The sequence below is a fragment of the Pseudomonas sp. 2024-210 genome (assembly GCF_045062345.1).
Taxonomy (GTDB): domain Bacteria; phylum Pseudomonadota; class Gammaproteobacteria; order Pseudomonadales; family Pseudomonadaceae; genus Aquipseudomonas.
Map to the genome: position 1 here is coordinate 103253 of NZ_JBJGEJ010000008.1, position 12900 is coordinate 116152.

Here is a 12900-nt window from a genome sequence, read left to right on the forward strand (position 1 = left end):
ACAGGCGATAGTTTCGGTTAAAGCGTCCACTTCAGCGAAAACATCACGTTACGCGGATCGCCATAGGTCCCGCTGCCGCTGGCGGTGGGGATGCCTTGCCAGTACTTTTGGTCAAGCACGTTATTGAGGTTGACCCGTGCGTCCCAGTGCTCATCCAGTCGATACCCGGCCATCAGGCCAACCACCCCATAGGCGCCTTGCTCTGCATGGCCATTGCCGACCCGACCATAGGTCTTGCTTTGAGCCAGTACGTCCGCACCGATGCGGGCTTTGTGCAAGTTGCCTTGCAAGTGGTAAGTGGTCGCGGCTTTGAACAGATGCTTGGGTTGGTTGGGTGCGAACAGGTTACCTTTGTCAAACGCCTTGTCTTTGACGTACTGGCTCAACACCAGGGTGTAAGCGGCTGAAGCTTGCCAGTCCGGGGTGAGGGCGCCACTGATCTCTGCATCCAGGCCCCGGCTTCGCACTTCGCCTGCGGCTTCGTAGCAGGTGCGATTGGTCGCAAGGCAGTTGGCGGGCTGGGTATCAAGCGCATAGGCGCGGTTTTCCTGAGTCATGTCGAACAGCGCCAACGAGGCATTCAGCTCGCCGTCGAAATATTCGCCTTTGATGCCCACTTCATAGCTTTCACCTGTCATGGGTTGGAGCACGGAGCCTGCGACGTCCTGTTGCGTTTGTGGTTTGAAGATTTCGGTGTAGCTGGCGTAGACCGAGTAAGTTTCGTTAAGGTCGTAGATAACCCCGGCGTAAGGCGTGACCTGCTGAGTGACTTTATAGTCCCCTGCGCCTGAACGGTTGTCGTAGTCGTACCAGCTCAACCGGGTGCCGATAATCACGTGCAGTGGGTCAAAGGGGTTGAAACGTGCCGCCGCATAAATGCCTTCTTCAGTCGCCGTATTCTGGCTTTGATACGGGGTGCGATCGGCAATGTCCGGCTTGGGAATCACGCCGGGATCAAAGTTGTAGATGTCTATCGGGATGGCCTTGGACCAGAAACCCCCTTTTTGATCGAACTTTTCCTGACGACGGCTCGCACCCACCGTCAGCTCATGTTCGCGCCCAAACCATTGGAAGGGGCCGGAAAGCGAACCGTCCAGGTTGGTCTGTACATCGGTGGTGTCATATTGCCCCGAGGATTGGGCAAACCCGCCGCCTTTGACCGCACTCAAGTAGCTGGAAAAGGTATTGGACTCGGCCCACACCTTGGCGAAGGCCAGTCTTGACGTCCAGCCGTTGTCGAAGCGCGTGGTGAGGTCGGTGAACAGGGTCACGTTGTCTCGGTCCCAGTACGCCCAGTCATTGCTCAAGAAGGTTGAACGCGGCAGGTGCAGGTTTTCGCCATTCGGGCCTGCGGGCAGGCTCCCCCAGTCCGAGGTGGCATCGTCTCGCTGCTTGGAGGCGCCAAGGGTCCAGGTTGTGGCGTCGCTCAGGTCGGCCTCGACAACACCATAAAAAGTCTGCCGCTGTTTCGCGCGCACATCGATGTAACTTTTATCGTCTTCATAAGCCGCCACGATTCGACCGCGCAGGGTGCCTGACTCGTTGAGCTTGTTAGACGCATCGACCTCGGTGCGATAACGGTCCCAACTGCCTGCGCTGGTGGTGATACTGACTTGGGGGGTGGCGGTGGGGCGTTTGCGCACCAGATTAAGCGTTGCAGACGGACTGCCAGCGCCGGTCATCAGTCCAGTGGCACCGCGCACGACCTCCACACGGTCGTACATCGCCAGATCTGCCCCGGCGACGGTATCGAGCGTGAAAGAACTGAGCGTGGTGGGCAACCCGTCGTACATAAGGTTGTCGATGCTGAAACCGCGTGCCAAAAACTGTTGGCGGTCGCCGCCGAACTTGCGCAGGGTGATACCGGGCGCGTACTTGACCACATCGTTGAGGTCATTCATGCCCTGATCGTCCATGCGTTGGCGGGTGATGACACTGACCGATTGTGGGGTTTCGCGAATCGACAGCGGCAGACCGACCGCTGTGCTCATGGCCCCTGTAGTGTATGACCCACTGCCCTCTGTGGTGGCTGTTCCCGCGACGCCGCTTTCGGCGCTGATCTTCACCTCACCCAGTGTCAATGGGCTTGAAGTGTCTTGGGCCGCCAGAGCGGCGGCAGAGAAACTCAGTGCCAGAGCACCTGTCAACGAAGAGGTAAAGGGAAAGAGCATCGCACAGGCCTGCAAAGGGAAACGAGGGAAGGGCGATACTAGAGACTTATTCGCACTTGTAAATAGTAATTGTTGCTATTTGCGCAAGATTTGCATTTGCGCTGGACGGTCTTTCGTAATTCTTCTATACGTCGCCTGTGTGGGGGCAGGGCGAACGCCATCATCTGAGTGGGGTCTATCGGTGGTCTATGCTCCAGAGCCACACCTGCCGGTGGGCTCTGCGGCGGGATCAGACCCGAAACTCAGGAGGCTAATGATGAGCAAGAAGATACTCGTGGTACTGACCAGTGTTGAAAAATACCCCGACCTTAAGCGGCCCACGGGCTTGTGGCTGGGCGAAGCGGTGCATTTTGTGCAGAAGGTCGAAGCGGCCGGGTATGAGGTCGATTACGTCAGTCCGCAAGGTGGCTACACGCCCATTGACCCGCACAGCCTGGCCGAAGACATGACGTCTGAAATGGATTGGGAGTGGTATCACAACAAGTCGTTTATGAATCGCCTGGGCGCGACGCTCAGGCCAGACCAGGTCAAGCCGGACGACTACGTGGCGATCTATTACGCAGGCGGTCATGGCGTGATCTGGGATTTCCCGGACAACGAACCGTTGCAGGCGCTGAGTCGGCATATTTACGAAAACGGCGGTGTGGTGTCGTCGGTGTGCCATGGCGCTGTGGGCCTGCTCAATATCAAGCTGTCCGACGGCCAATTGCTGGTCAAGGACAAACGGGTGACCGGGTTCTCCAATGAAGAGGAAGCGCTGGTCGGGCTGGATAAAGTGGTGCCTTATTTGACCGAAACAGAGCTGGTCAAACGCGGTGCTCACTATCAAAAAGCCGATAAGCCGTGGGCCCCGTTCGCCCTTGAAGACCAGCGCTTGGTGACGGGCCAGAATCCCGCTTCGGGTGGCGCCGTGGCTGACCTCGTATTGGCAACCCTTCCATAAATTATCCTGCCCTATGTCTGATGCCGACAACGCCTGTCGGTATCAGCGTCACACAAGCCTTCATCTACACCACATTAAACTTTTGAATCGCCTGCATATTCTGTAGCCTTGCGCGCGCAATAGATCATCCGTGCCTGATGACACACACTCTCCCGGCCGGACTCGAAAGGTCCAGAGCCGGTGGTACACTCGACTTTCGCGCACTAGCGCTTGCAGGTCTTGCGAACATGACGCAAATTTCTGAACGACTTCTGGTTCAAGCCCATCTGGATGCCAAGCAACCCAAACCGTTGACTGAGGCACAAGAGGCCACATTGCGCACAGCGATTGCGGCTGAACTCAAAGCCCGCGACGCGGTGCTGGTGGCCCACTTTTACTGTGACCCGGTGATTCAGGCCCTGGCCGAAGAGACGGGCGGCTGTGTGTCCGATTCCCTTGAGATGGCGCGCTTCGGTGCGGCGCATCCGGCCAAGACGATTCTGGTGGCCGGTGTGCGCTTTATGGGTGAGACGGCGAAGATCCTGACCCCTGAAAAACGCATTCTGATGCCGACCCTCGAAGCCACCTGCTCGCTGGATCTGGGTTGCCCAGTCAAGGAGTTTTCGGCTTTTTGCGACCAGCACCCTGAGCGCACGGTGGTGGTGTATGCCAATACTTCGGCGGCGGTTAAAGCGCGTGCTGACTGGGTGGTGACTTCAAGCTGTGCTCTGGAGATCGTCGAAAGCCTGATGGATAACGGCGAAACCATCATCTGGGGCCCGGACAAGCATTTGGGCCGTTACATCCAGCGTCAGACGGGCGCCGACATGCTGCTGTGGGATGGCGCGTGCATTGTTCATGAAGAGTTCAAGTCCAAACAGCTTGAAGACATGAAGGCGTTGTATCCCGATGCTGCGATTCTGGTGCACCCGGAGTCGCCGGAGTCGGTCATTGATCTGGCTGACGCGGTGGGTTCGACCAGTCAGTTGATCGCCGCGGCGCAAAATCTGCCGAACAAGACGTTTATCGTAGCCACTGATCGCGGCATTTTTTACAAAATGCAGCAGCTGTGCCCGGACAAGGTGTTCATTGAAGCGCCCACGGCCGGTAACGGCGCAGCGTGCCGCAGTTGCGCGCATTGCCCGTGGATGGCCATGAATACCCTTGAGCGCACGCTTGAGTGTCTGCAGCAGGGTACGAACGAGATATTTGTCGATCCGGCCTTGGTGCCGAATGCTGTGCGACCACTCAAGCGAATGTTGGACTTTACCCAGGCTGCTCGTTTGAAACTGGCAGGGAATGCCTGAGCCCTCACCCCAACCCTCTCCCAAAGGGAGAGGGCGCTCAGATCTGCTGTTGCTTTTAGTCCCCTCTCCCTCGGGGAGAGGGCTAGGGTGAGGGGCTTTCCAGTCAGTTCATCATTTCTTTGAGCGCCCGCTCCTGATCCATCAGCTCGCGCTTGCGCGCATCCAGTCGTGCCGACAGCTGGAAGTTGTTCGTCAGCTTCTGCGCATAATCCAGTTGTTGAATGGCCTGTCGGTAATCCCCTACCAGCGCAAAATACTCGGCTCGCGCCTGATGCAAGCCAATAATGTTGCCCGACAAGCCTCGTGTTTCGGCCACCGAATACCAGACATCCGGGTCGTCGGGACGGCTTTTGAGCAGGGCTTCCAGCGCTTTGTCCGCTTCCTTCGGCTTGTTCTGCTTGAGCAACAGGTCTACGCGCATCTGGTTAAGCGGGTAATTGCCCGGATACAAGGTGCGCATGCGATCAACCCGTTGCTGAGCGTCATCCAGTCGGTTGTTGGCCATGTCCAGCTCGATTTGCGCCAAGTTGTAGGTGATGTCGTTGGGCGACTTGTCCAACAGCACCTTTAAATTGGCGCGCGCATCGTTGAACTGGCTGCCTTTTATTTGGGCGATCGCCAGACCATAACGGGCAACATCATTTTTCGGGTTTTCGTCCAGCTGCTGGCGAAAGCGTTTGGCCGCAATGCCGGGCGTTTCTTCGTAATTAAGCTGCACGCGGGCGCGAATCAACTGGTAACGCAGGCTGTCTTCCGTGCCGCCGGGCCGGGCTTGCTCAGCACGGTTGCGGGTGTCGGCGATACGCGATTCGGTCACCGGGTGAGTCAGCAGGAATTCGGGAGGCCTGGAATCAAAACGATATTGACGCATCAAGCGCTCAAACATGGTGGGCATGGAGCGCGGGTCGTAGCCGGCTTTTTCCAGATTGAGCAGGCCGATGCGATCGGCCTCTTGTTCATTTTGTCGCGAGAAGCGCCGTTGCTCTTGCAGGGCCGCGGCCTGAGTGCTGGCAATAGCGGCAATGCCGGCGTCACCCGCACCTGCGGCGGCGGCTACGATCCCGGCCAGCAGGGCGGCCATCATCGGCAGTTGCATGCGTTGCTGGGCTTCAACGCCGCGAGCGAAGTGGCGTTGTGATAAGTGAGCCAGTTCGTGAGCGAGCACCGAGGCATATTCACCTTCGGTTTGGGCATTGAGGAACAATCCGCCGTTGACCCCGATGATCCCGCCCGGTGCGGCAAAGGCGTTGAGCTGCGGACTATTGATCAGGATGAACTCAAGACGTCGGTCTTGCACTTGACTGGTCTCAACCAGCTTATAAACACTGGCTTCAACGTAATCCTTGAGCTGCGGATCGTTGAGCTGCGACACCTGCCCGCGCAGCATGCTCAGCCATGCGCGGCCCAGTTGGTACTCTTGTTGTGGGGAGACAATGGACGAACTGGCGTCACCCAGAGACGGTAAATCGTCGGCGAAACTCGGTGATGCGAGCAGGCAAGCGAGCGTCAACAAGGTCGGGCGCAGAAAAGTCATGCACAAAGCTCTGGTTGGTAAAGCGCTTACTGTAGCTGCACACGTGGCTGGCGACCAGTAGCGGCTCGGCTTGGGGTATTCTAGCCGGCCGCAAAAGGCCTACTTCAGAGGAGTCCATCATGAATGAAACCGTCGCCCATGATGTTGAGCTGGATACGTCAGGCTTGAACTGCCCGTTGCCATTGCTCAAAGCCAAGATGGCGTTGAACAAAATGCTCAGTGGCCAGACGCTCAAAGTGATTGCCACGGACGCAGGCTCTGTGCGCGACTTTCGCACCTTCGCGCGTTTGGCCGGGCATGAGTTGTTGCAGGAAAATGTCGATGCCGGCACTTACCGTTACTGGCTGCGCAAGGCTTGAAGCCCGCGCAGCGTTCTTCTGAGGAAAACTGATGTTCAAAGTGTTACGTGGTTGGGTACAGCGCTATTTTTCAGATGAGGAGGCCGTGGTGCTGGCGGTACTTCTGGTGCTGGCCTTCACCGCCGTACTGACTTTGGGCGGCATGCTGGCGCCGGTTCTGGCAGGCATGGTGCTGGCCTATTTGATGCAGGGGCTGGTGGTTGCGCTGGAGCGCCTGCGAGTGCCCGCAGCGGCGGCTGTCGGGTTGGTGTTTGCGCTGTTTATGGGGTTGTTGCTGGTGTTTCTGGTGGTGGTGCTGCCGTTGCTGTGGCACCAGTTGATCACGCTGTTCAACGAGCTGCCTGGCATGCTTGCCAAGTGGCAGTCGCTGTTACTGCTGTTGCCGGAGCGCTACCCGCATTTGGTATCGGATGAACAAGTCCTGCAAGCCATCGAAGTGGCCCGCAGCGAAATAGGAAAATTCGGTCAATTGGCCCTTACCTTTTCCCTGTCCAGCTTGCCACTGTTGGTCAACATCATGATCTATTTGGTGCTGGTGCCGATTCTGGTGTTTTTCTTTCTTAAAGACCGCTCACTGATTGGTCGTTGGGCGCGGGGTTACTTGCCTCGTGAGCGGGCGCTGATTACCCGTGTCGCCGAAGAAATGAACCGCCAGATCGCCAACTACATTCGCGGCAAGGTCATCGAAATCTTTATTTGCGGCGGTGTGACCTACATCGCTTTCGTAACGATGGGGCTTAATTACGCGGCTTTGCTGGCATTGCTGGTGGGGGTTTCAGTGGTGGTGCCCTATGTGGGTGCGGTGGTCGTCACGGTGCCGGTGCTGTTGATCGCGCTGTTTCAGTGGGGCTGGAGCGATCAGTTCATTTACCTGATGGCGGTGTACGGGATCATTCAGACCCTGGATGGCAACGTGCTGGTGCCGTTGTTGTTCTCCGAGGCAGTGAGCCTGCACCCGGTGGCAATCATTTGCGCCGTGCTGTTGTTTGGCGGGTTGTGGGGCTTCTGGGGGGTGTTTTTTGCAATCCCGCTGGCGACCTTGTTCAAGGCCGTACTCGACGCCTGGCCGCGTGAGCAGCAAGCGGTCGCGCCGCTGCTGTGAGTCACTGAACGCCAGACATGAAAAAGCCCCGGACTTCGCAGCCGGGGCTTTTTCGTTACAGCCTCAACTTACGCTTGAATAACCGGGATATTGGCATTGGCTGCCGCTTCACGGAATTCGGCGATCTGATCAAAGCTCAGGTAGCGGTATACGTCCGCTGCCATGGTGTTGATCTCTGCCGCGTAGGCCATGTATTCCTCAACGGAAGGCAGGCGACCCAGGATCGAGGCAACCGACGCCAACTCAGCCGAAGCCAGGTAAACGTTCGCGCCGTCTCCCAGACGGTTCGGGAAGTTACGGGTCGACGTCGACACAACAGTCGAGTTCGGTTCTACACGTGCCTGGTTACCCATGCACAGCGAGCAACCTGGCATTTCCATGCGAGCGCCCGCTTTGCCGTAGATGCCGTAGTAGCCTTCTTCGGTCAGTTGGTGAGCATCCATCTTGGTCGGAGGCGATAGCCACAGACGAGTTGGCAGCTGACCTTTGACCTTGTCCAGCAACTTGCCGGCAGCGCGGAAGTGGCCGATGTTGGTCATGCACGAACCGATAAACACTTCGTCGATCTTCTCACCGGCAACGGTGGAGAGCAGACGGGCGTCATCCGGGTCGTTTGGCGCGCAGAGCACTGGTTCGTTGATGTCAGCCAGATCGATTTCGATGATGTGCGCGTATTCGGCGTCAGCATCGGCTTCCATCAGTTCAGGATTGGCAATCCAGGCTTCCATCGCTTGAGCGCGACGCTCAAGGGTGCGTGCATCGCCGTAACCTTCACCGATCATCCAGCGCAGCAGGGTGATGTTGGAGTTCAGGTATTCGGTGATCGACTCTTTGGACAACTTGATGGTGCAGCCAGCAGCCGAACGTTCTGCCGAGGCGTCGGACAGCTCGAACGCTTGCTCGATGCTCAGGTTGTTCAGGCCTTCGATTTCCAGGATGCGACCCGAGAACTCGTTGATCTTGCCTTTCTTCTCTACCGTCAGCAGGCCTTTCTGGATAGCGACGTAAGGAATGGCGTGAACCAGGTCACGCAGGGTGATGCCCGGCTGCATTTCGCCTTTGAAGCGAACCAATACCGATTCCGGCATGTCCAGTGGCATTACGCCAGTGGCTGCGGCGAATGCCACCAGACCCGAACCTGCCGGGAACGAAATGCCCATTGGGAAACGGGTGTGCGAGTCACCACCAGTGCCGACGGTGTCCGGCAGCAGCATGCGGTTCAACCAGCTGTGGATGATGCCGTCGCCCGGACGCAGGGAAACGCCGCCACGGGTCATGATGAAGTCAGGCAGGGTGTGGTGGGTGGTCACGTCGATCGGCTTTGGATAGGCCGCGGTGTGGCAGAACGACTGCATCACCAGATCAGCGGAGAAGCCCAGGCACGCCAGGTCTTTCAGTTCGTCACGGGTCATTGGACCGGTGGTGTCCTGAGAACCTACGGTGGTCATCTTCGGTTCGCAGTAAGTGCCCGGACGTACGCCAGTCACGCCGCAAGCCTTGCCCACCATCTTCTGCGCCAGGGTATAACCCTTGGTGCTTTCGATGGGTGCTTCCGGCTTTTTGAACAGGTCGCATGGGCCCAGGCCCAGTTCAGCGCGAGCCTTCTCGGTCAGGCCACGGCCGATGATCAGCGGAATACGGCCGCCAGCGCGAACTTCGTCCAGCAGAACCGGAGTTTTCAGTTCGAAGGTGGTGATGACTTCGTCAGTACCGTGCTTGCAGACTTTGCCAGCGTGCGGGTACAGGTCGATCACGTCGCCCATGTTGATGTTGGAAACATCGAATTCGATTGGCAGTGCGCCGGCATCTTCCATGGTGTTGTAGAAGATCGGAGCGATTTTGCTGCCGAAGCAGAAACCGCCAGCACGCTTGTTCGGCACGTAAGGCACGTCGTCGCCGAAGAACCACAGTACGGAGTTGGTGGCCGATTTACGCGACGAACCGGTACCGACTACGTCACCGACGTAAGCGATAGGGAAGCCTTGACCGCGCATTTCTTCAATTTGCTTCATCGGGCCGATGGAGCCTTGCACGTCCGGCACGATCCCTTCGCGGGCCATTTTCAGCATGGCCAAAGCGTGCAGCGGGATGTCAGGGCGCGACCAGGCGTCTGGAGCAGGCGACAGGTCGTCGGTGTTGGTTTCGCCGGTGACCTTGAACACGCGCAGGCTGATTTTATCAGCCAGGGTTGGGCGGTTCTTGAACCACTCGCCGTCAGCCCATGACTGCACAACGGCTTTGGCGTGCGGGTTGCCGTTTTTGGCTTTTTCAGCGACGTCATGGAAGGCGTCGAACATCAACAGGGTGTGCTTGAGTTGCGCGGCGGCCACCGGAGCCAGCTCTGCGTCATCCAGCATCTCGACCAGAGTCACGATGTTGTAGCCGCCTTGCATGGTGCCCAGCAGTTCAACAGCGCGCTTTTTGTCGATCAGGGGGGAAGTGACTTCGCCTTTGGCGACGGCGGACAGAAAGCCAGCCTTCACGTAGGCAGCTTCGTCAACACCAGGTGGAACGCGGTTGGTGATCAGATCAACGAGGAACGCTTCTTCGCCAGCTGGCGGGTTTTTCAGCAGCTCGACCAGGCCTGCGGTTTGTTCGGCGTTAAGCGGCTGGGGAACGATACCCAGGGCTGCACGCTCTTCGATATGTTTGCGGTAGGCTTCAAGCACAGTTATTACCCTCATCATTGGTCCCAAATGGGTGTCCGGGACGCTCATCCAGGAATGCCAAGTTCTCATGCGCTGCGGGGCTTTTTGAGCCGCTTAGCCAGAGTTTCAAGGATTCCCAACAGAAGCTGTTTTCAAAGTTTTACGCCTTCGGAACGGGGAGGTGATGCAGGTTGGTGCGGGCAATTGCATGACAACGGCCCATCACCAACACCGTTCTTTGGGATCAACTGTGCTCGTGACGCTTTGAAAACAGCTTCCAACGGACATTGGCGCCTTAAAAGGCAGGCTGATTCTACGGTAAAAACTTGTTAAAGGTAAGTTAGGCCCTGAAGGTTGAGGGGTGATATGCGTTAGACAAAGGGCTAACATGGGCGCCTGTTTCGTTCTCCAGTGCTCTATTTCGCCATGTCCAATCAAACCATCAAGACTCCCTGCATCGGCCTGTGCTCAACGGTTTATGGCGACCTCGTGTGCCGCGGTTGCAAGCGTTTCCACCATGAAGTGATCCATTGGAATGGTTACAACGATGAGCAAAAGCGCGCTGTGTGGCTGAGGCTTGAGCAATTGCTGGTGCAAGTCATGGCGGGTAAGGTCGAAGTTTTCGACCCGGACGCGCTGCGTGCACAGTTAATGACGCGCAAGATCCGTTTTGTGCCGCAGCAGTCGGAATATTGTTGGGCCTATCAATTGATTGCCCGCGGCGCACGGGTGATCAATCAGCTGGAAATGTACGGCATGGTGTTGTTGCCTGAATTTCGCGGCTGGCCCTTGCCTGACCTGAGGGACGCCATTGATCGGGAATTTTTCCTCCTGTCCGAAGCTCATTACGAACGCTATATCGCACCGGGTTTCCTGCGCGATGTGATGGGCGAATAGAGCCTTTTTCGGCCTCGCGGGTGACGCCGCAGTTGCTCGTGGCAACTGCGACGTGATCGGCCTGTCGCTGCGCTATCAGATTTTTGCGTTCAGCTCGGCTTCCAGCTGCTGGATCCTGTCCTGCGGTTTAATCACCAGAACGTCGGTTTCAAGCGCATCGATCACCGCTTCGGCCGTATTGCCGATCAGGGCGCCGGACAAGCCCGTGCGGGCGACGGTTCCCAATACGGTCACGACAGCGTTCAGTTTGTGGGCCAGCAACGGAATAATCACATCAGGCGGACCTTGCTCTATATGCAGGCGACTGTCACTGATGTCACTGGTGCGCTGAAATTCTTTGCAGGCCGCGCGATAACTCGCTTCATAGTCGGTAACGATGGGGTAGACCGCATCGACCGTGGCCAGCATAGGCGACGGAAACGCACTGACCACATGCAATTCGCCTTTGATGAGGCTGGCGATATTGAAGCCACTGTCGACAATACTTTCGTGCAACTGCCGATGTTCAGGTTCGGTATTGCCCACGTCCACCGCGGCCAGCACCACGCCGCCTTCCCAGGGTCTGCCGTGTTTGGCAATCAGTACCGGGCAGGGGCACGTACGTAGCAGTTTCCAGTCTTCTGGCGTCAATAGCAGGGCTTTGATCACGTTTTCGGGAAGGTGTTGCTTGATGACCAGCCCGCAGTTATGCGCTTGCTGGGTTTGAATGATGGTCTCGTGTTCGCTGCCGTGCCAGGCGCATTCAGTGCTGACCTTGTAACCGCTCTCCACCAGCCCTTCTTTAAGCAGGCTTAACAGCGCCAGATGATCGTGATCTTTGTCGCATACCAGCAAGTGAATATGGGCTTTGGTCTTGTCGGCGATCTGTTTGGCGCGTTTGAGGGCCGGGCTGTCGTTGTGTTTGGGGTCTATCACCACTAACAGCGTGCGTGTGTTTTGCATGACCGGTGACTCCATCAGGAATGAAGGTGCAGGCGCTCACTATAGTTGTTCGGTGCAGAACGCCATGTTGATGCAGGTCAAATCTGGCGGTTGGTGCCGCGCAGCATGCCCCGTATAATCGGCCGCTTTTGCCACGCCTCTCTCCCGTCTTAGTGAGCCTCATGTCTGCGATTTCTCGAAACATTGCCTGTCTGCTATGCAACCCCCAATGGACTGGAGTGTGCGCATGAACCTTCCTGAAATTCATGAGTTTTTGGGCTGCCGCACGCCTGATGGCTGGATTCATGCTGCGTTGGCTGATCAGGAAACCTTGCTGATCGACCATAAAAACTGCGAATTCAAGGCTGCCAGCACAGCGCTAAGCCTGATTGCCAAATACCATTCGCATACCGATCTGATCAATATGATGTCGCGCCTGGCTCGTGAAGAGCTGGTGCACCATGAGCAGGTCATGCGGTTAATGAAGAAGCGCAAAATCGAACTTCGCCAATTGTCGGCGGGCCGTTATGCCTCGGGTTTGCGTAAGGTTGTGCGTAACCATGAGCCGGTCAAGCTGGTCGATACCTTGGTAGTGGGGGCGTTTATCGAGGCGCGCAGTTGCGAGCGTTTCGAAGCACTGGTCCCACATTTAGACGAAGAACTTGGCAAGTTTTATTTCGGCTTGCTCAAAAGTGAAGCACGGCATTTCCAGGGCTATCTGAAACTGGCCTATCAATACGGTGACGCCAAAGACATCGCTCACGTGATCGAGCGGGTCAGGGCTGCCGAGCAAGAACTGATTGAGTCCCCCGATGTGGAATTCCGTTTTCACAGTGGCGTGCCCACTGCCGCTTAAGCGTCCGTAGCCGCTGCCGAAGCTGCGTCCGGTTGCGAAGTAATCGTAAAACAGGTCAATGCGGTCTTCCTGAAGGATCGCACACCCCGATTTCACGAAGGCTATGCCTTCGAATGCGGCCTTCGGCTGCTACGTATTGAGCCCCATTCCCCCCGAATCCGCGACCCAATAGATAGCCACCTA

Annotated in this window: 10 protein-coding genes; 6 read left to right on the forward strand and 4 right to left on the reverse strand. The window is 57.2% G+C overall.

What is annotated here, in order from left to right; genetic code table 11:
* Nucleotides 1-17: 17 nt before the first annotated feature.
* Nucleotides 18-2171, reverse strand: coding sequence for a TonB-dependent siderophore receptor (locus tag ACI7MX_RS13590; RefSeq protein ID WP_405589051.1), 2154 nt, complete (start codon nt 2169-2171; stop codon nt 18-20).
* Between the two features lie 256 nt (nt 2172-2427).
* Here ACI7MX_RS13590 and ACI7MX_RS13595 point away from each other — a divergent pair, with 256 nt between their 5' ends.
* Both ACI7MX_RS13595 and nadA read left to right on the forward strand, forming a co-directional pair.
* Nucleotides 2428-3114, forward strand: a complete 687-nt coding sequence (locus ACI7MX_RS13595; protein WP_405589049.1) for a type 1 glutamine amidotransferase domain-containing protein — start codon at nt 2428-2430, stop codon at nt 3112-3114.
* A 227-nt stretch (nt 3115-3341) separates the two neighbouring features.
* Nucleotides 3342-4400: a quinolinate synthase NadA gene (gene nadA / locus ACI7MX_RS13600; RefSeq protein ID WP_314486383.1), complete on the forward strand. Its 1059-nt coding sequence runs from the start codon at nt 3342-3344 to the stop codon at nt 4398-4400.
* 103 nt (nt 4401-4503) lie between these two features.
* Here the strand turns inward: nadA and ACI7MX_RS13605 are convergent, their stop codons facing one another.
* Nucleotides 4504-5934, reverse strand: a complete 1431-nt coding sequence (locus ACI7MX_RS13605) for a M48 family metalloprotease (protein WP_405589046.1) — start codon at nt 5932-5934, stop codon at nt 4504-4506.
* 119 nt (nt 5935-6053) lie between these two features.
* Between ACI7MX_RS13605 and ACI7MX_RS13610 the strand changes: the two genes are divergently transcribed.
* Together ACI7MX_RS13610 and ACI7MX_RS13615 are read left to right on the forward strand one after the other, a co-directional pair.
* Entirely contained in the window at nt 6054-6293 is a 240-nt protein-coding gene (locus ACI7MX_RS13610; RefSeq protein ID WP_405589043.1) for a sulfurtransferase TusA family protein, read from the forward strand.
* A gap of 31 nt (nt 6294-6324) precedes the next feature.
* Nucleotides 6325-7395 (forward strand): AI-2E family transporter, encoded by a 1071-nt coding sequence (locus ACI7MX_RS13615; protein WP_122783177.1) that lies wholly within the window; start codon nt 6325-6327, stop codon nt 7393-7395.
* 68 nt (nt 7396-7463) lie between these two features.
* On the opposite strand, the gene acnB is transcribed toward ACI7MX_RS13615, so the two are convergent.
* Nucleotides 7464-10064, reverse strand: a complete 2601-nt coding sequence (acnB, locus tag ACI7MX_RS13620) for a bifunctional aconitate hydratase 2/2-methylisocitrate dehydratase (RefSeq protein WP_405589196.1) — start codon at nt 10062-10064, stop codon at nt 7464-7466.
* A 405-nt stretch (nt 10065-10469) separates the two neighbouring features.
* Here acnB and ACI7MX_RS13625 point away from each other — a divergent pair, with 405 nt between their 5' ends.
* Complete coding sequence (locus ACI7MX_RS13625) at nt 10470-10940, forward strand: DUF1289 domain-containing protein (RefSeq protein WP_405589040.1); 471 nt, start codon at nt 10470-10472, stop codon at nt 10938-10940.
* A gap of 75 nt (nt 10941-11015) precedes the next feature.
* On the opposite strand, the gene ACI7MX_RS13630 is transcribed toward ACI7MX_RS13625, so the two are convergent.
* A complete protein-coding gene (locus ACI7MX_RS13630; protein WP_314486392.1) occupies nt 11016-11882 on the reverse strand; it encodes a universal stress protein in 867 nt (288 codons plus the stop codon).
* A gap of 226 nt (nt 11883-12108) precedes the next feature.
* Between ACI7MX_RS13630 and ACI7MX_RS13635 the strand changes: the two genes are divergently transcribed.
* The gene (locus ACI7MX_RS13635; RefSeq protein ID WP_314486394.1) at nt 12109-12717 is read left to right on the forward strand and encodes a tRNA isopentenyl-2-thiomethyl-A-37 hydroxylase MiaE; all 609 of its coding nucleotides are present in this window, start codon (nt 12109-12111) and stop codon (nt 12715-12717) included.
* Nucleotides 12718-12900 lie beyond the last annotated feature (183 nt).